This is a genomic window from Chitinispirillales bacterium, from assembly GCA_031254455.1.
Taxonomy (GTDB): domain Bacteria; phylum Fibrobacterota; class Chitinivibrionia; order Chitinivibrionales; family Chitinivibrionaceae; genus WRFX01.
In genome coordinates, this window is sequence record JAIRUI010000003.1 from 1 (window position 1) to 24,123 (window position 24,123).

Genomic DNA, 24,123 nt, shown 5'->3' on the forward strand with positions numbered 1-24,123 from the left:
TTGAGGTTAAAGCGTTTTCGAAAAGTGTTCACTCGTTATGACAAGTTAGATGTGGTGTTCAGCGGATTTATTTTTCTGGCAATGTGTATTGACGCCCTGTTTAGTGTGAACACAATGTAATATAGAAGAAGTAGAATTTATTGAAAAATCAATAAAAATTTAGGAAACCCTTTGAAAAAATGTATATTATAGAGTGTAAGCTTATATTTTGCTGTGGAGAATAGAACAATGGCGGGTAAAAAATATCTTTGTATTTGGATACATCCGTTATAGGAGGCTATTATGATGAAAAATTTATGCAAGATACTCACTTGCTGTTTCAAAACATAAAAGATGGAAAATACAGTGTTTTTATTTCAAATTTGACAGAAGAAGAATTAGAAAACGCTCCTTACGAAGTAAAAAATCTTTTGAATGATTTAGAGCATCAATTGATAGTAGTATCGCCTGAGTGTAAAAATCTAGCAAAGGATTACATAAATGAAATGTATCAAGACCCAGATGAAATCCGCAAATATGTATTTGGGGAAATTACCAACGTTTGGGCAAAGAAATAGGAGCAACAAAATGTATTTTAAGAAACTCATTGGGGACAACTGATGTTTTAATCGTCCATTTGATAACCAAACCCAGCTAAGGATTTCTCTGGAAACTCAGTCAAAAATTATTTATGATGACTATATACATATTTACACAAACTATCCTCATTACAACTAAGAGAAATAGTATTTTTAGCCAATAGGAACGGGAAAGGACAAGAAATGACCTTGACAAAACTACATAATGAACGGAGTAAAAGTAGCCCTGTAAAAATAACCGATTATATTCATTGTGAAAGTACTGATAAAACAATAGAAATACATCGTGGACGCAACGGTTATAATTGGGCGGGTCAAAAAGGAAAAATACTTGAATGGACTATCCCCGTTTTAGTTGAAAAATCCGCAGACGAAATCCTTGAAAAAATATACAGCTGCTCCGAATGGCAAACTTACGGGAAAGGCAGAGAAACAAGCATAGATAGTCCGGCATTACGCGATATTATTTGGAATAATATCCAACCGTACATGGATATTAAATCTATGAAAAGTGTGCCTAAAACTGGCGATAGTAAATCGGCGATGGTTAGAACTCAAACGAAAGGCAAATATATTATAGAAACAAAACGCGATATAATAACTATCGGGTCAAATGAATGTTATACCTTTTATCAAAGCGTAGCGTTTGTTGTGGAATGGTTTGTTAAAAATGTTGATAAGGATTATTTTAGAAACAAGGTTGTATATCTAAACGCAGACGATACTAAATCCGCTTTCTGGTTATACTTTTACAACAATTTTAATAAACTTGGATTAAAAAAACTTATTGCAACTCATTATGACGGGACTGGTTTATCTTATGGCAATAGTGAAACAAATATAAAATCAATCGGAATTTGGGAGGAATATGCTGGTTATATTATGGAATATGAAGGAAAAATTATAAGACGAGTTCCGCCGATTGGAGTAAAATCAGATTTTCACGGAGATTTTAAGGAAAAAATCTGTATGGATATTGCCAGAAACAAAGCCGATATAATAATGACAAATCCGCCCTTTGGACAAGAATGGAAAAATTATATAAATGCGATGTTATCTACTGGTAAAAAACTTATATTTTGGGGTAATGGCGGAGCGCCGCTGTATAATTGGTTTATGCCATTATTGAACAGTAAAAAAATACAAATAGTTAAAGATTGCAGTGATACATTTTTAATAGGACACTATATGACTCCGACTATGTGGAGGAAAAAAATAACGACATTTATTTATACAAGCGAAAATATATCTTGGCAAAAACCCGACAAAGACCATTATAGCGCCAAATCCGAAATGTTATCAAATGGCACGGCTTGGTATGACGATAATGAAATGTTATGTTGTGATAATGCCATGGTTCCGATAGATACAAACGAGATTTTAGCAGTGTCAACAACAATATTCAAGCACGGGATACTAAATGCTGGCTATCATATATTTGATTATCACAGATACCAGCCTTATAAAAATGGCAAACACATATTTTCACGAATCCTAATAAAAAAGGAACAAATATGAAATATCACTTTTTAATCGCGTGGTATGCCGCGCAAGAACAGCGGTCTGGCATAATACCCTCCTTAAAAGATTATTAAATAATTTCTGTAAAAAGGTTTACACAATATTTGAAAAAATCTCTATCCTCGAATATGAGGATAGTTTGTGTAAAATTGTATATAGTCATCAAAAATAATTTATAGAAAGTTCATACATGCAGAATAACATAAAACCGATACGGCAATATAACACACGGAAAACAAAAACCGTATTTTACTATTCCAAATCCTATCAGAACAATAGACTATCAAAAAATTGAGTTAAAAAACATATTTTTGATTCCAAACAATTTTGAATTTATCGTGTTTTTATTGCAGGAATAACAATTGTGATAATTAAGATATTATAAAAATTCAGAGTCATGATTGCAGAAATGCAATACTTTCCCGCTAAAGTATCAATATGTTTTTACCGATTAGAAGTATAGTAAAAATAAAATGTAAGAGGTTCGGATTTTCCGGCAACTTACAAGTGGGATATTTTATGAATTTACTTCAAAAGTAAGGTGGAAAATCAAATGAATATTTTATCGGTTGGCGTCAACACATACTCTAAAACGTACAGTCAGACGAATACGGATAAAACCGCCAAATCTGAGGCGAGTGCGGCAAGCGCAGATACAAAACAAAGTATTGACATATCCGTGCTCGGCAAATTGAAATCGACATTTTCCAACGTGAATTTTGTAACCGGTAAAGACCCGTTTAGCGCAGAAAATATAAAAAATAACGGCAAAAACACAGTTTATCTGGATGACGCGGCTCTGCGTAAAATTGAAACGGATCCTCGATATGCCGCCCGCGTCTTTGCCGAAATAGAGGCGTCTTTGAATATTTACGGCAAAGGTTTCTCTTATAGTGACGGCGACACAATAGCAACGCTTAGCCCGGGAGCGACAAACTTGTCGTTCTACGGAGAAACTGAGAACGTAAAATGTGTGGCTACTATGATTAAGTATAATGTCGGCAATTCCAACGATAAGCAAAATTCACTGTTTTCGTTTAAGGAGAGCGAGAAAAAAACAGTAAACCGCGGAATAATCGAAATATCAAACAACAGTCTTAAGAAATGGTTTGACGTTTTCAACGTTGCCGAAGATCAAAGACGGTATTATGATTTTGATACCGCATGGAGCAAACTTCAAGCGTCGGCAAGTTGATGCAAAACACAAAAAAATAAAATTGGAAAAAGCGATAACCCTGTTACAACAATAATGGGAATCGAATTCTTATTTTGTTCCTATTCTAAAAATTTATCCCAGAAACCCAAAGCAGAAATTAAAAACAAAATATCCAATAAAAATGCAAGTAAAAAACCAAATATATAAAAACCGGCAAGAAAATCAGAAATGTTTACACATAATTGATTGTTTCTTTTTTTCCTATATATCCCAGAAATAAAACAAGAAAAAGCAATAATATTGCTACACCAATAAATAATTCGCTCTTTCCGCAAGGAGAATTAGAAAGGAGCCAAACTATTACATACATCATAAAAAAAATCGGGATAAGCCCTGCAACGGTTCCCATAAAGAAATATGAGAATTTGATTTTTTTTATTTGAAAAAAATCCTTGTTTTTTTTGTACCATTCTATTCCCGCCTTTATTTGGTCTTTTGGGTCATCGCCATAGGGGTGTTTGAAAAATAATTTATGCTTAACTAATCTTGAACCAAAAATAAATTCAAAACGTTTTGCCGCCCGTTTTTAAATTTTCTGATAATACTTTCTGGAATTTATTATATTACCGTTGAGTGAAACGATATTGAGATAAAATACGGGAGATGTCATTGCCCAAACCAATAAATAAAAATGCGGCGGTAACGTGAAAGCGAAACCTCTTGTCGGGTATTACGGTTTATGGGTAGTTTTAACTTACCTCAGCGCCGTTGTTGCGATGCTCGGCATTCACTTTGCGCTTGTTGACGATATACGCCGCGCCCTTATATGTCTTATGATTTGCGGAGTATGCGACATGTTCGACGGACGCATAGCAAGCCTCTTCAAAAAGCGAACCATACGCCAGAGACATTACGGAATACAGATAGATTCCTTATCCGACATAATCGCTTTCGGCGTACTTCCGCTTGCTATAGGATACGGAGAACAATATTGTACGGTCGATAAACTTGTTTCTTTGGGATGGTTTGACACGGCTGTTTTTGCAATATATCTTTTGGCGGCGCTCATTAGATTGGCATACTATAATGTAATAGAGGGCGAACTTTGCAAACAGAACAAAAAGCGTACATACTACGAGGGTTTCCCGGTAACGGGCGTCGCCGTAATTATTCCGCTTGCGTATGCACTCTGCCATATATACGGAAGAAATGTTTACAGCATCTATAACATACTGCTTTTGTTTTTATCTGTTGCTTTCACGCTGAGAATACGGTTGCCTAAACCAAGCGTTCGCACTCAAATTATAATTTTCTGCATCGGTCTGCCCATCATAATATATCTGTTTATACTGTGTACGGTTTAACGTATTAGTATGCGCAGCTTTAAAACTGTCGAAATATCGTGCAGGGATAATCTTTTTATCTCGTTTTTGTACAATACGGCGGCAGGACGGCTCTTTTTACGCCTGCTCGTTACCGCAACCGTTTCAAAAACCGCAGGACTTTTTATGAACAGCCGGATTTCCAAAGTCTTGATAAAAAGTTTCATTCGACGCCGCAATATTGATATGAGTCGATACGAAGATGTCGGGTATTCGTCGTTTAATGATTTCTTCACCCGACAAGTTAAACCCGAGTGCAGAAACTTTCCCGATGCGGCAAACGACCTTGCAACAGACGACCTTGCCGCCGCCTGTGACGGAAAACTTACCGCATACACAATAACATCCAAAAGTGTTTTTACAATAAAAGGCTGTTTATACGACATCGGCGAACTGCTTGCCGACAAAGCGCTTGCCGACGAATTTAAAGGCGGCGTGTGTCTCGTCTTCAGACTGACTCCCGACGATTATCACAGATACTCGTTTATCGACGACGGCGAAATAGAATCGTACAAAAAAATAAATGGGGTTCTGCACACCGTCCGCCCCATTGCCAGCAAACGATACGATATATACGTGCAAAACTATCGAGAATGCACCGTAATGAATACAAAACGTTTTGGAAAGCTTGTCCAGATTGAGGTCGGAGCGCTCTTTGTGGGACGAATACGTAACCTGCGCCGACAACAAAAAGATGTTTTCAAATGCGGACAGGAAAAAGGTATGTTCGAATTCGGCGGTTCCACAATTGTTATGCTTTTTCAAAAAGGCGCGGTCGCTATAGACGATGCTATTTATGAAAACACCGACCAAAACAAAGAAACCGTTGTGAAAATGGGAGATATAATCGGCGAAAAGTTTTCAGGACAGACGGAAAGGAAATTTGAATGAATACCGCAAACATCGGCATAGTTTTGTTTTTACTGACTGTGTTTACAGTTTACACAGGCGCCAATATTTACATAGCGAAGAAACTCCTTTTTCTGTGCGAGGCGTGTTTTAAGGTTAATATTGTCGTTTTCGTCGTCGTATATACGCTTATCGCACTTACCGCGCTCCTTAATTATATGCCGTTTCCGAGTACGATACGCTGGGCGCTGCGTTTGGCGGGTTCCTGCTGGATGGGATTCCTTTTCTACCTGCTTTTGCTGTTTGCGGTTACGGATATGTTGATATTAATCGTCAGAGCTTTGAAAGCGATTCCCGTCCCCGTTTTCAAAAACATACGCTTCTACACGGGACTTACCGTAATAGCGCTGAGTGCAGTACTGACGGTCTATGGAGTTATCAACGCAAACATTATCAAAGTAACAAAATACGATGTAAAGTTGCATGGAAAATTACTTGCGGATGGGGCGATGAATATTGTGCTGGTAAGCGATTTGCATCTAGGTGCGGCGCTTTCCGAAGGCAGACTTACCAAAATCGTCGAGAAGATAAACGGCCAAAATCCCGATTTAATCTGTATAGCCGGCGATATATTCGACGGCGACTATTACGCTATATCAAATCCCGACAAAGCAAGTACGCTCCTTAAAAACCTCAAGGCAAAATACGGCGTGTATGCTTGTCTGGGGAATCACGACGCGGGGAAAACGGCAGGCGAGATGGAAACCTTTCTTGAGGAAAGTAACATAAAACCGCTCAAAGACGGTTTTGACATCGTGGGAGAACAGCTTATTCTTATCGGACGGCTTGACCCCAGACCGATTGGCGGCTTCAAAGGAATGCGCAGAGCAAACCTTTCAAAGATTATGTCGCAAGTTGTTTCGCAACTGCCCGCCGCCGGTCCACGCACCGATGAAGAACAGACAAAACAGCCCTTACCGGTTCAAAGTATGCCTGTAATCGTAATAGACCACAACCCTCAGTCCATACCCGAGTATGCCGGCGCAACGGATTTGGTGCTCTCGGGGCACACACACAAAGGACAATTGTTTCCGGCGAATCTTGTTACGAAAGCCATGTTCGTATCGGACTACGGATACTACCGGCAAGCGAGCGACAAAACCGGCTTTATAGTAACATCTGGGGCGGGCACATGGGGACCTCCCATGAGAATCGCAACACACAGTGAGATTGTCAACATATACTTGCATTGATAAAAGGGCTGGGTTTGTTCTCACCCTTTTTGTTTGCCGATAAGGTGCGCAAATAGTATTTTGTGTAAAAAGAAGTGTTTTCGAGGAAAAAATGAGTAAGAATTTAACTATTTACGATACTACGTTGCGAGACGGGAATCAGACTGCCGGAGTAGGTTTGTCGCTTCGAGATAAACTTAAAATCGCCGAGAAATTAGACGATTTCGGCGTTGATTACATAGAGGGCGGATGGCCAAATTCGACAAATCAAATTGATACGGCGTTTTATAGAGAAATTAAAAAACTTAATCTTAAAAACTCAAAAATAGCCGCTTTCGGTTCTACAAAACGTCCAAGAACAAATATTGACGAAGACGGATTTATCGGCGATTTGGTCGCGGCGGACACGGGGATTGTCACAATTTACGGAAAATCGTGGAAACTGCACGTAACGGAAATAATTCGCTGCACTCCTCAGGAAAATTTGGATATGATAGCCGAGAGTGTCGAATACCTTTTACAGTACAAGGACGAAGTGATTTTTGACGCGGAACATTTTTTTGACGGTTACAAAGACGATGCGGAATATGCCGTGAAAGTTTTGGAAACGGCAAAAAACGCAGGGGCGAAATATTTGGTTTTATGCGATACTAACGGTGGAATTTTGCCGGAACAATTTTCAAGAATATTCAAGAGCGTAAGCCAAAAAATAGACGGGAATCTTGGCGTTCATTTTCACAACGATTCCGGTTGCGCCGAAGCGAATTCAATTTTGAGCGTAGAATTCGGCGCGGTTCAGATTCAAGGAACTATCAATGGAATGGGGGAGCGTTGCGGGAACGCGAATTTATGCACGATTATTCCTGCAGTCCAAATGAAATTAGGTAAAAATCTTATTCCAGCCGAAAATATGAAAAAGTTGAAAGATATTTCAATAAGCGTTTCCGAAATAGCTAATATGGGGCATAATGCAAATGCGCCTTTTGTGGGCGATAACGCCTTTTCGCACAAAGCGGGAGCGCATGCAGACGGAGTTCGTAAAAATTCGGTTTCGTTTGAGCATATTTCACCAGAAACAGTGGGAAATTCGCGCAATTTCGTGGTAAGCGACCAAGCTGGACGAGGAACTATTTTAGAAATTCTTAAAGGAATTTTGCATAAAAACGTTGAAAAAGACGAGCCGATAGTCAACGCCGTCCTCAAAAAAGTTAAGGAAATGGAAGCGAAAGGTTATCATTTTGAAATGGCGCAGGGAACGCTTGAACTGCTTATTCACAAAGAAATGAGTGATTTTGTAGCGCCGTTTGAAACAAAAGCGTTTCGCGTAATTGAGGACAAAAGCGAAAACGGCGAATCCGTAAGCGAGGCTATAATTAAAATTTTTAATAAAGAAACGCGGGAGGAAGTTCATACGGCGGCAAACGGCGACGGTCCTGTCGATGCGCTTTACAACGCTTTGATTAAAGCGGTAGGGGAGTTGTATCCGTCTATTGCGAAAGTCCATTTGAAAGATTTCAAAGTTCGCGTTTTAGAAGGCAGCGAAGGAACGGCGGCGTCCGTCCGAGTCCTTATAGAATCAAGCGACGGTGTAAATTCGTGGGGGACGATAGGCGTTTCGACCAACATTATAGAAGCGTCGTGGGACGCACTTTTGGACAGCGTTTATTACAAGCTGTTGAAAGGTTGAAAGCCAAGTTTATGTATATATTCCCTATTTAAAGTATCTTGCCAATAATCCCTTGAAAGCGGCGCAATGACGGGCTTCGTCCCGAGCCATTTCATGGACTATGTCATGAATGGCGTCTAAATTTTTTTCTTTAGCGCGTCTTGCAATGTCGGTCTTACCAGCGCAGGCGCCGTGTTCCGCCTCTATACGCATTTCCAAATTCTTTTTGGTGCTGTCGGTGATAACTTCGCCTAAAAGTTCGGCAAACTTGGCGGCGTGTTCCGCTTCTTCAAAAGCCGCTTTCTCCCAATACTGACCGATTTCGGGATATCCTTCCCGATGAGCGACTCTCGCCATAGCCAAATACATGCCTACTTCGCAGCATTCACCGTTAAAATGGGATTGAAGGTCTTTTACAATATCCGCGTCAACTCCTTTGGCAATTCCTACCGCGTGTTCGGAAGCAAAACCGCTTCCGGCTTTCTGTTCATTGAATTTAGAAGCCGCAGCCTTACACTGAGGACAAGAATCAGGAGCCTCGTCGCCTGTGTGAACATATCCACAAACAGAACAAACCCATTTTTTCATAATTTTCTCCTATAAATAAAAAGTTTAAATACTACCTGACAATCTAAAAAAACGTAATTTAATTTCAGTTAAAATATAATATGTTCGCTTAAAAAAGTAAAAGTTTTTTTGAAAAGTTTAAAGGTATCCGCAAATTTTACGAAAAATATCATTGATTATAGCGATACTTCCCGTTAAATAATGTATATTTATACATGTTTCCCTTAAAATACTAACAAAAGGACGGATAATGTTAAGCATACAGGATCTTCTTAAGAAAACTGTTGATATGAATGCATCGGATTTACATTTGACGGTGGCGCTTCCGCCGATGTACAGAGTTGACGGGGAATTGGTTCCGCTTGCGGGAGAACGACTTACAAGAGATGTGACCGAGCAGCTTGCTTATAGTGTCATGAACGAAAAACAAAAAAAGATGTTTGAACAAAATAAAGAAGTTGACTTTTCGTTCCAAGTAAAAGACGTGGGGCGTTTCCGCGCAAATGTTTATTTACAAAAAGGCGCTGTCGCCGTTGCATTACGAACAATACCTACCGAAATAAAAAGTTTTGATGATTTGAAACTTCCTCCTATAATCAAACAATTGATGGATAAGCCTAACGGACTTGTTTTGGTTACTGGTCCGACCGGTTCGGGAAAATCTACAACGCTTGCGGCTATGATAGATTATTTGAACATAAATAGAAAAGAACATATTTTGACAATTGAAGATCCGATTGAATTTGTTCATAAGCACAAAAATTGCATGGTAAATCAACGTGAAGTTTTACAGGATACAGATTCGTTTTCTTCGGCGCTTAAAGTCGCTCTTCGTCAAGACCCCGATATTGTGCTTGTAGGTGAATTGCGGGATTTGGAAACGATTCAAGCGGCTTTGTCTATTGCCGAAACCGGACACTTGACATTCGGGACGTTGCATACAAATTCCGCGGCAAAGTCAATAAGCCGTATAGTCGATGTGTTTCCGGCCAATCAAAAAGATACGATACGCGCTCAGCTTTCTATGGTTTTGGTAGCGATTATTTCTCAAACGTTAATTCAAAAAATCGGAGGAGGACGAATTTTGGCAACCGAAATTATGGTGGCAAGCGATGCGATTCGTGCGCTCATCCGTGACGATAAAACACACCAGATACCCGGAATGATGGAAATAAGCCAAAAAGACGGAATGCATACGATGAACAGCGATTTATCTCGACTATATAACGATAGGCGGATAACGTTAAACGATGCGATTTCGAGAAGTCCGAACCAAGAAGCGTTTAGACGATTGCTTCAAGAACAAGGCAGGTTATAATGCCGATATTTGTGTATTCGGGAACCGACAGTAACGGAAGACAGGTTTCCGGAGAAATTAATGCTAAAGACAGAGACGCGGTTGTCGGGGCGCTTCGGGCAAAGAGAATTCGTGCAAGCATGGTTCGAAAAAAGCCCAAAAATTCCGCAGGGCTTGCGATGCTTACGGGAGGCGTTAAAATTGAAGATTTGTCAAGGTTTACACGTCAATTCGCCGCTATGACGTCCGCCGGACTCCCGCTTGTGCAATGTATGGATATCTTAGCGGAACAAACCGAAGCCAAGCCGCTTCAGGAAGCGTTGAAAAAGGTCTCTATTGATATTCAAAGCGGTAATACGCTTGCCGATTCTATGAGAAAACATTCCAAAATCTTTAACGAATTGTATTGTAATATGGTCGCCGCAGGAGAAAGTTCTGGAGATTTGGACGGAATATTGAATCGTTTGGCCGCTTATATGGAAAAAAGCAATAGATTGCAGAGAAAAATCAAAGGAGCTATGGCTTATCCTATAATATTGTCGATTATCGCCGTAGGCGCAACTGCAATTCTTTTGACGTTTGTTGTTCCGCAATTTGCGGGGATGTTTGAAGAAATGGGAGGAACGTTGCCCACGCCTACGCGTGTAGTTATGGGTATTTCAAGATTTCTGCAAAAGTATATTTTGCTTATAATCGCTATGGTTGCGGCGACAATGATAGGTATAAGCGCATATTATAAAACAGAACCGGGACATTACACTATAGATAAGATACTGCTGAAAATTCCCATGCTGGGCGATTTGCTCAGAAAAACCGCCGTTTCCAGATTTTCCGAAACGCTTGCGACCTTACTTGCCGCCGGCGTTGGAATTTTACAGGCGCTTGATATTACGGCGAAAACTTCGGGGAACAAAGTTATTGAAAACGGACTTTTGGGGTCTCTTGAAAAAATAACCGCAGGACATACTATAGCAGAGCCGCTTGAAGAAACAGGATTGTTTCCCCCGATGGTAACGCACATGATTTCCGTAGGAGAAAAAACCGGCGATATTTCGTCAATGCTTGAGAAGGTCGCGCAGTTTTACGAAGAAGAAGTCGATGCCGCGGTTGATGCGGTTATGGCAATGATGGAGCCGATAATGATTGTTGTTATGGGAACAGTTATCGGAAGTTTGCTGATTTCAATGTATTTGCCGATGTTTGATATGGTTGGCTTGGTAGGATAACTCCTACCTGACCGTTTCCAAAACGAAATAATTTTTCTTGCCTTTTTGCAGTAAAATATATTTTTCGTGTAGCAATTCGTTTTCGTTAAATGTAAATTCTTCGTTAACGATTCTTTTTTTGTTTACCGAAATTGCGCTTATGTTTCTGCGGACTTCGCTTTTTGACGAGAAAAGCGTATCGGCAAATACCGCGACGTCAACAATATTTTTATTCAAAATATCCGATATGGGGATTTTTTTCTGAGGAACCCCTTCAAATATCGAAAGAAATGTCTCAGGCGATAACGCTCGCAACGCTTCTTCGCCCGCGTTTCCAAACAAAATTTCACTTGCGTTCGCCGCTGTTTCGTATTCTTTTTTTGAATGTACCAAGGTCGTTACCTCTTTTGCAAGCGTTTTTTGCATCGCTCGTAAATGCGGCGCATTATTATGTTCTGCGGTAATCCCGCTTATTTCATCTGCGGTCAAAAAAGTAAACACTTTAAGATAACGTTCACACATTGAATCTTCAACGTTGAGCCAAAATTGATAAAATTGATAAGGTGAAGTCATTTTCGAATCAAGCCATAATTTTTGTCCGTCCGCAGATTTCCCGAATTTTTGTCCGTCCGCTCTTAAGACAAGCGGCTGTGTGACAGCATACGCTTCCGCGCCGTCAATGCGTCTTATAAGTTCCGTTCCGCTTGTAATATTTCCCCACTGGTCGCTTCCGCCGAATTGAACGGAAACTCTTTTTGTTTTGTGTAAATAATAAAAATCATACGCTTGCAAAAACTGATAAGAAAATTCCGTGTAAGAAATACCGGATTCAAGACGATTTTTTACCGAATCTTTACTTATCATATAACCTACTGTTAAATGTTTTCCGATATTGCGAAGAAAATCCAAAAAACCTATTGAAGAAAACCAGTCATAATTATTTACTATTTCAGCCTTGTATTTACCTTCCGAGAAATCCAGGAATTTTGTCAATTGTTTTTTGAATTGCATCAAATTATATTCAACTTCTTCCGGCGAAAGCAAATTTCTTTCGGCGGATTTTCCCGACGGATCGCCGATAATTCCTGTTGCGCCGCCTACCAAAGCGAAAGGTTTGTTTCCTGTTCTTTGAAAATGAACCATCATCATTATCGCTGCAAGATTTCCTATCTGAAGCGAACTTGCCGACGGGTCAAATCCGCAGTATCCGTAAACATCCCCTTTAGACAAAACATCCGCCGCGCCGGATGTCATTTGATGTATCATTCCTCGCCAAGACAATTCCTCAATAAAATTCATTGGTTTCCTCTAAAATTTTTATTTTCGCAAAAAATACTTTTTCCCCTCATAAGACTACCATATTATTTCTATGAACTACAAAATCACAGCGGTAAAATCCTAAAATTTGCTCTATTTGCGATGATTTATAGCCTTTGATTTTCAAAATTTCTTTGCTTGAATAATCGGTAATTCCTTTGGCAAAAACCGCTTCGTAAATTTTAATTTCAACGGTATCTCCCTCGTCAAAATCTCCTATTACCGATAAAATCCCCGCAGGAAGCAAACTTTTTCCCGCCTTTATTGCGTTCACTGCCCCTGCGTCAACGCAAATTGTTCCGCTGACTTCATTTGTAAACGCAATAAATCTGTCTCTGGAATTCATTCGCTCTCTTTGCGGACAAAAAAGCGTTCCAAACGACGAATGATTTATTACGGAAAGTAAATCGTAATTATATCCGTCGCCGACAATCGCCGTAATTCCCGCTTTTGCAACCATTTCGGCGGCGCGAAGTTTGGTAACCATTCCGCCTGTTCCGACATCTGTTCCTTCCGAACTCGCGTTTACCGAAGTCGAAAAACAAAATTGCGGAATATGTTTTGCGTCAGGATTCGTTTTGGGATTGTCGGTATAGAGTCCGTTTATGTCGCTCAGCGCGACAAATAAATCGGCGTTGGTAAGAAGTGCGATTTGTCCGGCTAAAGTATCGTTATCGCCTATTTTTATTTCATCGACGCTTACGGAGTCGTTTTCGTTTATTATCGGGATTATTCCATTTTCAAGCATTGCAAAAAGCGTATTTCTCAAATTCAAATATCGGCGTTTGTTCCGTAAATCGTCCCAAGAAAGCAAAATCTGCCCAATAGGTTTTGAGTATTTATCAAACTGCGTACGATAAAGATTCATAAGTTCGATTTGTCCGACTCCCGCACATGCTTGTTTCAGTGAAATGGATTTGGGTTTTTGATTCAATCCGATCGCGACGCGACCGTTGGCAACCGCTCCTGAGGTTACCAATATAACATTTATTCCGTCATTTATCAGTCCGCAAATATTTTCAACCAAAGACGAAATTCGAGCGATATGTTCGTGATTTTCCTGCGGAACAAGGATTTTGCTTCCTACTTTTACAACGAGCAATTGGATGTTTTTAAGTTCTTCGCGATTTATTAAAGTCATTTTTTTCTCCGAAATTTCAGAAAAATACTATTGTTTTTTATACGTCATGTTTTATATCTCCGCCGTTTCCTTAAAATACTCCTCAACGCTCGGGATTTTTCCTGTTTTGGAAATTATTGCCGCAAGTTCGGCGCTTCCCAAGTAAACTTTTGCATCTTTTCCCATCCTGTCGTCAAAATTCCTTGTCGAAGTTGAAAATACAATATCGCCGTCGCCGACGCGGAGTTGGTTTCCCATACAAAGCGAACATCCGGCAGGCTCTATTGTAGCGCCGATTTGGTTGAAGACGGCAAAAGCCGCTTCGTTTTTCAATTGATTTTGGTAAATTCTTGTCGGCGGCGCGATAAAGGTTCTGGTAGTATTGCGCATAATCGGCGCATTTTTCCAAATTTTTGCCGCATTTCTGAAATGTTCTACGCTTGTCATACAACTTCCGATAAATACGTCGTCAATTTTTACTCCCGAAATTTCCGAAAGTAATTTCACGTCGTCAGGGTCGTTAGGGCAGGCGACAATAGGCTCTGTGATTTCACTTAAATCTATTTGTAAAGTTTCAGCGAATACTGCGTTTTCGTCGCGTCTCAAAAGAACGGGATTTTCGAGCCATTTTTTCACCGAATCGATTCGGTTTTGCAACGCTTCTTTCGATTGATAGCCGTCTGAAATCAAATCCCGCATAATTTTTATATTATCTTCCAAGAACGCTTTAACCGAATCTTTGCTTAAAGCAATCGTGCAAGCCGCCGCACTTCTTTCCGCCGAAGCGTCCGTCAACTCAAACGCCTGTTCGACGGATATATTTTCAAGTCCTTCCATTTCCAGAATTCGTCCGTTGAAGACGTTTATTTTGTTCTTTTTGGGAACGGAGAGCAAACCCTTTTTAATTGCGAAATACGGGATGGAATTTACAACGTCACGAATTGTAATGCCTTTGTTCGGTGTTCCGCCGAATTTTACAAGTACGCTTTCGGGCATATCAAGCGGCATGAATCCCTGTGCCGCCGCAAACGCTACAAGTCCGCTTCCCGCAGGAAACGAAATTCCTACGGGAAAACGAGTGTGTGAATCGCCGCCGGTTCCTACAGTATCGGGAATTAAAAGTCGATTGAGCCACGAATGAATAACTCCGTCTCCGGGGCGAAGAGCGATCCCGCCGCGTTCTTCTACGAATTTCGGCAGGCGTTTGTGTGTTGTTATGTCGCCTGCTTTCGGGTATGCGTTTGTATGACAAAACGACTGCATAAATAAAGGCGCTTGAAATTTCAAACACGCAAGTTCCGTCAATTCGTCGGCAGTCATCGGTCCCGTGGTGTCTTGAGAACCGACCGTTGTCATTTTCGGCTCTGCGTTTTCAAACGGCAATACTCCCGTTGTATTGCATGCTTTGCCTACTATCTTTTGCGCAAGAGTGTATCGTTGTTGTTTTTCGTGTTCAATTTTCGGAATTTCCGTAAAAACGTTTTCAATCTTCGGTAAGCCCAAGAAATTTCTCGCTTTTTCTGTCAATGATTTCCCGATAATCAAATTAATTCTTCCGCCCGTACGAAATTCATCTTTTATAGCAGCGGGTTTTAGTTGAAATTTGCACACGGAATCGCCGTTTTTTGTAATTTGACAACATTGCGTATCAATAGTTATTTCATCGCCGTTTTGCAATTTTGAAACGTCGCAAATTATAGCGAGCCCTCCGGAATCCTGTAAAGTATTGAAAAATATCGGAGCGACAACGCCGCCTAAAACGACACCGCCCCGTCTTTTATTCGGCACAAAATCAATGTCGTTTCCTATATGCCACAAGAGTGAATTTACCGCACTTTTTCTACTTGAACCCGTTCCGACAACATCGCCTGCAAAAGCGACAAAAAATCCGTCTTTTCGCCATTTCGCAATCGTTTTAACTCCGTCTGGAAATCTGCTTCTTCCCATTGCCGATGCGTGAAGCGGAATGTCGGAACGTGTAAACGCTTGACCGGCCGGCGAAAAATCGTCGGTATTGATTTCACCGTCAACTTTGAATACTTTTACTTTTATTTGTTTCGGAAAATCGTTTTTATTCAAAAACCATTCCGCATTCGCCCAACTATCAATAAGTTTTTTTGCGAAAACGTTTGTTTCGCTCAAATTCGCAATCCTGTCAAAATTATCTATAAGCGTTATGTTTTTTAATTCATTTACCGTATTTTCGGCATATCTTTCGTCTTCAAGTAAATTTACAAGCGCTTTAACGTTGTAGCCGCCTATCATAGTTCCTAAAATTTCAATCGCTTTTTCGGGCGAAATAAATGGAACTTTTACCTCGCCTTTGATAATTTTGTCGCAGAATTCCGCTTTTATTTTCGCCGCCTCGTCCACTCCGGGATTTATTCGATTTTCAAACAAATCAAGCAAAAATTTTTCATCGTCTCTCAACGGAATTTTTAAGGTTTCACATAGTTTATAGGTTTGTTCGGAATTCAACGGTAATGACGGAATACCTGTTTCTTCCCTTTCTTTGGTGTGTTTTTTGTAATCGTCAAGCCAATTTTGATACATAGTATTTTCCTAAATTTTTTATCTTTTCACGCCGATTTTTGCCGAATAACTATAAACTCTTCCATCAATACCCGCACATTCGGCAACTACTAAATACGCCCCGTTTGCGACTTTTTTACCCGAAAGATTATTTAAATTCCAGACAAAATGTTTCTTTTGCGCCTGCCGACTTTGCTCGACGAAAACTATATTTCCCAAATTATCAAAAACGGAAATCTTTACAGATTTTGTTTTTTCTTGGGACTTCAAGTTTATTTGTGCGATATGACTAACCGGATTTTTATCAAAGAAGACGCCGTATTTTTCGTTTTGTGTTTTAGCTTCTTTGAGCGGTGTTAAATCGTTGACGACATTCAACAAAATTTCGCATGAGGCGACTTTCCCGTCGTCATAGGTTAAAGTTATTTCTCCTCTGTGAGCGCCTTTTGCAAGTCCGCTTTTTACATACAAAACCCAGGTTTTATTTTCGTAATTCGGTGAGATAACTTTGCTTCCGGAAGAGAACCTCACTATAAATTTTTCATCGCCGCCTGTTGAAATTACGCTGTTTTCATCAATAAACGCGTTTATTTCACCGTCGTTTATTAATGTTATCACAACGGTTGAATCGCCGTAATTTTCAGGATAATTAAGAATTACCGGCTCTATCTCCAGATTTGCAGAAGACGGTACAGGGTCGGTTTTTGCCCTAACGACCAAATCAATCTCGGCAGTCATGTCGGGATGTTCTTCAAAAGACGCGGTTACAGTCGCCGAATAATTTCCCTTTGCAAGCCCGACAACCGGAGCGAAAACCCATGAATCGAGAGCGCTTAACGGCTGAATCCAGGTTCCCCCGGTCGATTTTCTGACAAATTTATCGCCGGAAACGTTTATATCTTTCAGTTGCACTTTCTCGCCGCCCGTGTTTGAAATAGAAACGACAAACGACGTATCTTCGTAGCCTTCGACCAAGTTGAGCGATACCGGCAAAACCGTCAAGTTTGCAGGTTTTGGTTTTGGCGCTGGCTGCGGTGCGGGATTAGGGTCGGGATTACTTGTGTCGATATCCGCTTTAACGCTGTTTTTAATTCCTGTAACGTCGATTGAGCCGATTTTATTCGTCGCCTGATAAAAATTATAATAACCGCCTTTATATTCGGTTTTTGCCGCAAACCAATTTATGTCTTCGACAGATCTGGCCGCTCGTTCGCTGAAAATCGTTTGACCGATAGTATCGGTAAGAGACATTAAAACCGTCAAAACCTTGAAATTTTTCTGCGATTTAGAAAAATCCGGGTTTCTTTCTTTCCCGCCGAAATTTTTCATTAAATCGTCTATCGTATAAGAATTTATTTTATTTGCCGTGAATTTTCCGTCATTGCTTATATCGCTGGGTGTTTTTCCGTTATTCAAATAAACGTCGAGTTTGAAATTTGCGTTTCGCAAGTCTTGAGCCGATTTGAATCCCATAAGATACAATTCAATGTCGGAGTATGGTATAACGTTTTTTGAGTATCCTTTTTCTGCAAATCCGCTGTTCCAATTTTCGTCTATACTTCCCTGATATTGATTGTGACCAAGGGTTCTGACATATTTGAATCCGCCCAATTGTCCGCCGGCGCCGCTTGCTCCCCAATGTGCGAAAACTTCGTTTAAAATATATGCACCCCATTGATGCGCAAATTCGTGAAGAGAGGGTCCGTTTTTAATCGCGTCGTATTTCGGAAGATAAAACACGCCTTTAAGTTTATCGTCCGAACCCCACTGGTCGTAACTTTCAATATTTCCTCCATTCGGATATGACAGATCTACATTTGAATAATCTATTCGCAGGGGCATCATTATTCCCTGAAAGCCGAGTTGTCCTGTACTTGTGCTGTTTAGAACACAAAAAATAAAGTCGAAATCGTCGTTAAATTTGGAATAAATTTTGTTTTTGACAATATTCCACAATTCTTCTTCAAATATCTTAGCGGCGCTGTCTTCATTATACTTGGGATTGACCAGCCTTTGAACATCGTCTTCACTTATACTGACCCTTACAACCGAACTTGTCGGATCGACGGTTTTGTCAAATAAATACACTCCGCCGCCTAAATGCGTGTCTGCGGAATACGCCGCAAAAAACAACGCAAACGTAAGTAAAATTTGTTTAAATAAACGTTCCATAATAAACTCCCTTCGTCTGTTTTTATTCGAATCGTTTTTCCAAACCTTCAAAAAACCATTTCAAAACTATAAACACTCGCAATAAGATTGCATATTAAAATTTAATCTTTATAAACAATTGTCTTAAAAACGCTTAATGAAGCATACGACATTTTATTAAAACTCTTTGACTTGAAATTAAATTTGTCCACGCTAATTAAAGCATAAACACACATCGCCAAATAAATACAATAACGTCACGTCTTATTTTTTAATAATTGATAAAGATTTCGCCAAAATATTTTATTATCAAAAATAATCTTTCAATTATATTTCTTTGTTATATTGCAGTTATATCGTAAGTTCCATAACCATAATATAAAATATGGCAAGACGAAAAAACAACATTAGTGCGAATAATTTCTATTTGCACTGCCGGACACGGATATAATCGCCTATTTATGTTTGTTTTCGAAAACAAAAATCAAGATGTTTATATCACATCTTTTCAGGAATATTTATACCTAAAATCTCAAGAACGATTTCGATAGTTTCCAGTGTAATTTCGGCGATTTTCAGACGAGAACTTTGTAAACCGATATTTTTTTCGTGTAAAATCGGCGAATTTTTGTAAAAACGGTTAAATTCCTGCGAAAGCCCATAAACATAGTCGCATAAAAAATTCGGCGAACAGTCTGCCGCCGCCAATTCAAGCGCTTCGTTCATTCGTCCGATTTCCAAAAGCAAATCCCGGTCGTTATCTCCGATTAAAATAGCGCCCGACGTAATATTTGCTTCTTTCGCCTTGCGAATTATTGATTTTATTCTTACGGCGGTGTAAAGTAAATACGGTCCGGTTTTACCTTCAAAAGCGCAAAACTTATCCAAATCAAAAATATAATCCGAAAGCCTATAATTTGATAAATCTGCAAATTTCAGCGCGGAAATTCCAACCGTCTCGGCTATTTTTATCTTTTCATTTTCGCTTTCATCGACTGCCAAACCTGCCTCTTCAAGTCGTTCTTTTGCTTTGTTTACTACCAAATCAATCAAATCGGAAAGTTTCATAACTCCGCCTTCACGGGTCTTGTACGGCTTGCCGTCCGTCCCGTTTACCGTCCCAAAACCGACATGCTGCAAAAACAATTCCGGCGGCGCAATTTTTGTTTTTTTGACCGCTCTGAAAACTTGCTCGAAATGAAGCGACTGCCGTTTATCTACGATATAGCATATTCGATTCGGCGAGAATTCTTTCACACGATAGTCAATCGTCGCAATATCTGACGTAGCATACAAAAATCCACCGCCCGACTTAACTAACAAAACCGGCGGGATTTCCTTTGTGTCCGTTGATTCGGCTACGTCAAGCACCAGTGCGCCTTGCGATTCTTTTACAAAATTTTCTTTTTTCAAATATTCGACGATTTCTTTCATTTTGTCCGCATAAAAGCTTTCGCCAAGCCAATAATCAAATTCAACGCCCAATTTTGAAAAATCGCGTTTCAGAGTTTCTACCGACAAATCGACAAAATGTTTCCAGAGCGCGACAAAACCCTTTTTGCCCCGCTGTAATTCATCGGTCGCCTTAACCGCCGCTTCCAATTTTTGCGGATTTTCTTTGCACTCTTTGCTTGCCTGCGGATATAAAAGTTCCAACTGAGAAATATCAAACGGCGGATTTTTGGGATATTCGCCAAAAAAATCTTCGTCGAAATACGGCAAACTCGGGTATTTTTCTTTGGTTTTGCAAATGAGCATTCCCATTTGCGTTCCCCAGTCGCCTAAATGATTGTCGGCAATAACTTTGCAGCCCAAATATTTGAAAAGCCGCCGCAGGCAATCGCCTATTATGGCGCTTCGTAAATGCCCTACGTGCATCGGTTTTGCAACGTTGGGTCCGCCGAAATCCAAAATTATCGTTTGCGGTGAATTATGATTATTATAATTTCTTTGAGAAATGATTTTTGCAATTATATCGTCTTTCAGCGTAATATTGATAAAACCCGCACCTGCGATTTCGACTTTTGCAAAATCCGTATTTTTTGACAGAACGCCGATAATTTTCTGTCCGATGTTTCGTGGATTTTCGCCTAAGATTTTTGCCGCGGCAAGCGCTCCGTTGCACTGAAACTGGCATAAATCGGGACGCTGCGATTTCACTGCTTTTGCAAATTTTTTATCGATTTCCGCTTCTTCAAACGCTTTTTCGATCGAAATTTCTACAAATTCTCTTATACTTTTCAAAATAATTTCTCCTTGTTTGGCGGTGAAATAATAAAAATTTCGCCGGTAAATTTTTGTTTTGCATAATTTTCCCGATTCACTTTCGAAACATCTTTATTCCCAGTATTCCTAAAAACAATGTTCCGTTTATAAGAACGATCGTCGCACCGGAAGGAATATTAAATGCGAATGACAGTAAAATTCCGCTTATAACCGAAAATACTGCAAAAAATGTCGAAAAAATTATTGTCTGCTTAAAGTTTTTTGATATTTGAAGCGCCGTTATTGCGGGAATTATTATTAAACTTGATATTAACATTGTTCCGACAACTCGTACTCCCAAAACTATGATTATCGCCGTTAATATTATTGTCAAAGAATTGAGAAAATCGGCGTTTACTCCCGCGACTCTTGCAAAATCTTCATCGAACGACAGCATAAATAAATCACGGTAAAAAAATATTACAACTCCGACGACGACGACAGAAAGTATAATTGAAATCCATAACTCTTCCGTTGAAACGGTTAGAATGTTGCCGAAAAGATAATTATATAAATCATTATTGAACCCGTTTGAAAGAGAAGCGAGCATGACGGCGGCGGCTATCGCCGTCGCCGAAACGAATCCGATTGCGGAATCGCCCCAGATAGTCGCCTTTTGTGATAAGCGCAATATAAAAAGCGAAGCGGCTATAACTAAAGGAATTGAAATCGCTATAGGCGAAAACCCAAATAACATTCCCAAAGCAATGGTAGCAAGAGAAGTATGAGCCAAACCGTCGCCTATCATTGAAAATTTCCTCAACACTAGAAAAACGCCGATAATAGCGCTGCTTATAGCGACAAAACTTCCGGTAATTATCGCATTACGCATAAAATCGTACGAAAATATTTTCAAAATTTCTTCAATCATTTTTTCACTTGTGTTTTTGTTTATGATTAAAATAATGTTGTGTACCGCTTAAAGAGAATCCTTTCCAATCTCCGTGAAATTTAAGCGTTGTGTCAATGAACGCTATAGTTTTAGCATAATTTTCCATATCGTGAAAATCATGGCTGACCATAATTATCGTCGTATCGTTTTCTTTGTTCATATCTCGAATCGTTTCATAAAAACATTCGCTGCTTAACGGATCTAACGCGCCTGTAGGCTCGTCCAGAATCAAAATTGTCGGAGAATTTATCAGCGCCCTTGCCAAAATCGCCCTTTGCTGTTGTCCGCCTGACAATTGTCCTATTTTTCGTTTGCGAATATCCGAGATTTTAAGTAAATCCAAAACGGCGTTCAATTTTTCTTTTGCGGTTTTATCGGTTTTACCGCCGATTCCCGACAGTACAATTTCTTCTACGCTTGCCGGGAATCGTGGATCAAGCGCCGAAGTTTTTTGCGGTAAATAGCCTATAATGTCTTGCGGATTATGAAATACAACGCTTCCTTCCGTCGGCTTTATCAAGCGCACTATCGTTTTAACGAGCGTTGATTTTCCACTCCCGTTCCGCCCTATGATCGCTAAAAAATCTCCTCGTTCAATTGAAAGTGAAATGTTTTGTAATGCGCAATGATAGCCGTAATTTACAGAAAGATTTTTAATTGTAATTATTGCGGACATCATAATCCTTTAATTATTTGTTAGTTTTTTGAGATACTCTCTAAAATTTCTTTTGCCGCCAAGGACGGATTTTGCGCACTTGTAATCGCTCTTCCTATAACCAAAATCGTCGCCCCGTTTTCTATCGCGGACTGTGGAGTCGCTACGCGTTTCTGGTCTTGACTGTCAACTCCCGCAGGACGAATTCCGGGCGTTATTATTTCAAAATTGTCGGGAACAACCGCTTTTACGACCGGCAATTCTAACGCCGAACATACAATTCCGTCAAGTCCGCACTGCGCCGCAAGTTTGGTCAGACGGGCGACCTGCTCTTCCACTTCGCCGTTTATACGCATTTCATCGTTCATTGCGGTTTTATCTATACTGGTTAAAATCGTGACCCCGATAATTTTGGGCGCGTTTTGTGATTTCTTTGCAGATTCAACCGCCGCCGTCATCATCGCTTTCCCGCCGATTGCATGAATCGTCAAAAAATCAACTCCGTGATAGATTGCCGATGAAACCGCCTGCGCAACGGTGTTAGGAATGTCGTGAAGTTTCATATCCAAAAATATTTTTGCGTTATTTTTGCGAATAGGTTCAAAGAGTTTGTCGCCGAAACGAATAAACTGCTCAAATCCGACTTTGTAAATTCCTACGAATTGCGACGTTTCGTCTATCAGCTTTTCAATTGACGCAAAGTCCTTGTTGTTGTCCAACGCCAGCGCAATTTTATCTTTATAGTGTTTAATAATAGGCTCCTTTCCAAATTTCGTCAATATACTATTATTAAGCGGTAAATAAAAGAAAAATAAAGATTACTTTAATTTTTAATAAACTTTCAGAATTTCATCGTCTATTTCCACCGCGTCGCTGACTTGACGGATTATTCCCACACCGTATTCTTTCGCATTTTTTACTACGCTGTCGTCAAACGAAAAGCCGGCTACTCCCAAATATAATTCCCAAACCTTTCATGTTTTCCGCCATAAGAGCCATTATTTCTTCATAAGTCCAATTTTTCTTTTCTTCCATTATTTGCTCCTAATATTAACAATATTGAGATAAAATACTATTCCGCCGCACGAAAAAACAAAACAGGACGCGAATCTCTTCGCACCCTGTTTATTCAATACTGTTCCCGTCATTGCGAGCGCAGCGAAGCAATCCAGTCATCGTATTATCTTTTAATTCCAACCTTCGTCGAATACTTATACGTTTTCCCACTGTTTCCCTTAGCCTCGACAATAGCCAAATATGTTCCGTTCGCCACATTCCTGCCTGCGCTGTTGGTCAAATCCCACAGAATCTCTTTGTTATTTCCGCTCTTGAATTCAAACACTACATTGCCGACGTTGTCATAAACAATAAGGGTAACTTGCGCTTGCTCAGGAGTTTTTACCGAAATCTTTGCAACATCAGATACAACAGCCTTTTCAAGCAAAATACCGTACTTCCTGTCTGATTTCTGCGGTTTGGCAATCGCTATAGGTACCTCACGGGGTTCGGTAGTGAAAGTAACAAACAAATCGCTTACCTTCATAGTTATCTTACCGTCTTGTGGATTGTAGTTTTCTGCGGTAATAATATCGCTTACCTTTACGGCGACGTTATATTCTCCGTTTTGAAGTAATTCACTCACCGCTATTGCACCGCCGTCTCTTACCGAACGCAAAGACTGCCCGCTTTCTTTTGAGGTAATTTCAAATATCGGTTCTCCGGTTAATACACCTTTGTC

At 39.9% G+C, this 24,123-nt stretch carries 19 protein-coding genes; 9 read left to right on the top strand and 10 right to left on the bottom strand.

The window, feature by feature from the left end; all coding sequences use genetic code 11:
• Positions 1-296: 296 nt before the first annotated feature.
• From LBH98_00065 to cimA, 7 genes are all read left to right on the top strand, one after another.
• Positions 297-557: a hypothetical protein gene (locus tag LBH98_00065; protein ID MDR0303158.1), complete on the top strand. Its 261-nt coding sequence runs from the start codon at positions 297-299 to the stop codon at positions 555-557.
• A gap of 204 nt (positions 558-761) precedes the next feature.
• Positions 762-2,096: an adenine-specific methyltransferase EcoRI family protein gene (locus LBH98_00070; protein MDR0303159.1), complete on the top strand. Its 1,335-nt coding sequence runs from the start codon at positions 762-764 to the stop codon at positions 2,094-2,096.
• Positions 2,097-2,652: 556 nt separating this feature from the next.
• Positions 2,653-3,294 carry a hypothetical protein gene (locus LBH98_00075; GenBank protein MDR0303160.1) on the top strand — a complete coding sequence of 214 codons (642 nt, stop codon included), beginning with the start codon at positions 2,653-2,655 and terminating at the stop codon, positions 3,292-3,294.
• Positions 3,295-3,959: 665 nt separating this feature from the next.
• Positions 3,960-4,619 carry a CDP-alcohol phosphatidyltransferase family protein gene (locus tag LBH98_00080; protein MDR0303161.1) on the top strand — a complete coding sequence of 220 codons (660 nt, stop codon included), beginning with the start codon at positions 3,960-3,962 and terminating at the stop codon, positions 4,617-4,619.
• A 9-nt stretch (positions 4,620-4,628) separates the two neighbouring features.
• Positions 4,629-5,528, top strand: coding sequence for a phosphatidylserine decarboxylase (locus LBH98_00085; GenBank protein ID MDR0303162.1), 900 nt, complete (start codon positions 4,629-4,631; stop codon positions 5,526-5,528).
• Entirely contained in the window at positions 5,525-6,739 is a 1,215-nt protein-coding gene (locus tag LBH98_00090) for a metallophosphoesterase (protein ID MDR0303163.1), read from the top strand. The genes LBH98_00085 and LBH98_00090 overlap by 4 nt, the downstream gene beginning before the upstream one ends.
• A 91-nt stretch (positions 6,740-6,830) precedes the next feature.
• Positions 6,831-8,405: a citramalate synthase gene (gene cimA / locus LBH98_00095; protein MDR0303164.1), complete on the top strand. Its 1,575-nt coding sequence runs from the start codon at positions 6,831-6,833 to the stop codon at positions 8,403-8,405.
• Positions 8,406-8,429: 24 nt separating this feature from the next.
• Here the strand turns inward: cimA and LBH98_00100 are convergent, their stop codons facing one another.
• The gene (locus LBH98_00100; GenBank protein ID MDR0303165.1) at positions 8,430-8,972 is read right to left on the bottom strand and encodes an NADH peroxidase; all 543 of its coding nucleotides are present in this window, start codon (positions 8,970-8,972) and stop codon (positions 8,430-8,432) included.
• Between the two features lie 229 nt (positions 8,973-9,201).
• Between LBH98_00100 and LBH98_00105 the strand changes: the two genes are divergently transcribed.
• Both LBH98_00105 and LBH98_00110 read left to right on the top strand, forming a co-directional pair.
• A complete protein-coding gene (locus LBH98_00105; GenBank protein MDR0303166.1) occupies positions 9,202-10,269 on the top strand; it encodes a type IV pilus twitching motility protein PilT in 1,068 nt (355 codons plus the stop codon).
• On the top strand, positions 10,269-11,474 hold the full coding sequence (locus tag LBH98_00110; GenBank protein ID MDR0303167.1) for a type II secretion system F family protein: 1,206 nt from the start codon (positions 10,269-10,271) through the stop codon (positions 11,472-11,474). Before LBH98_00105 ends, LBH98_00110 begins: the two co-directional genes overlap by 1 nt.
• Before the next feature lie 3 nt (positions 11,475-11,477).
• On the opposite strand, the gene tyrS is transcribed toward LBH98_00110, so the two are convergent.
• The 9 genes from tyrS to LBH98_00155 all read right to left on the bottom strand — a co-directional run.
• A complete protein-coding gene (gene tyrS, locus LBH98_00115; GenBank protein MDR0303168.1) occupies positions 11,478-12,752 on the bottom strand; it encodes a tyrosine--tRNA ligase in 1,275 nt (424 codons plus the stop codon).
• Between the two features lie 46 nt (positions 12,753-12,798).
• Entirely contained in the window at positions 12,799-13,911 is a 1,113-nt protein-coding gene (gene proB / locus LBH98_00120) for a glutamate 5-kinase (GenBank protein MDR0303169.1), read from the bottom strand.
• A gap of 51 nt (positions 13,912-13,962) precedes the next feature.
• Positions 13,963-16,443, bottom strand: coding sequence for a bifunctional aconitate hydratase 2/2-methylisocitrate dehydratase (locus LBH98_00125; protein ID MDR0303170.1), 2,481 nt, complete (start codon positions 16,441-16,443; stop codon positions 13,963-13,965).
• 18 nt (positions 16,444-16,461) lie between these two features.
• Positions 16,462-18,594 (bottom strand): hypothetical protein, encoded by a 2,133-nt coding sequence (locus LBH98_00130; GenBank protein ID MDR0303171.1) that lies wholly within the window; start codon positions 18,592-18,594, stop codon positions 16,462-16,464.
• Positions 18,595-19,071: 477 nt separating this feature from the next.
• Positions 19,072-20,817 (bottom strand): arginine--tRNA ligase, encoded by a 1,746-nt coding sequence (gene argS / locus LBH98_00135; protein MDR0303172.1) that lies wholly within the window; start codon positions 20,815-20,817, stop codon positions 19,072-19,074.
• A 76-nt stretch (positions 20,818-20,893) separates the two neighbouring features.
• Positions 20,894-21,709, bottom strand: a complete 816-nt coding sequence (locus tag LBH98_00140) for a metal ABC transporter permease (protein ID MDR0303173.1) — start codon at positions 21,707-21,709, stop codon at positions 20,894-20,896.
• Between the two features lie 4 nt (positions 21,710-21,713).
• The gene (locus tag LBH98_00145) at positions 21,714-22,409 is read right to left on the bottom strand and encodes a metal ABC transporter ATP-binding protein (GenBank protein ID MDR0303174.1); all 696 of its coding nucleotides are present in this window, start codon (positions 22,407-22,409) and stop codon (positions 21,714-21,716) included.
• Positions 22,410-22,426: 17 nt separating this feature from the next.
• The gene (gene pyrF, locus LBH98_00150; GenBank protein MDR0303175.1) at positions 22,427-23,164 is read right to left on the bottom strand and encodes an orotidine-5'-phosphate decarboxylase; all 738 of its coding nucleotides are present in this window, start codon (positions 23,162-23,164) and stop codon (positions 22,427-22,429) included.
• 401 nt (positions 23,165-23,565) lie between these two features.
• On the bottom strand, positions 23,566-24,123 hold a 558-nt coding region (locus tag LBH98_00155; protein ID MDR0303176.1), incomplete at its 5' end, for a hypothetical protein.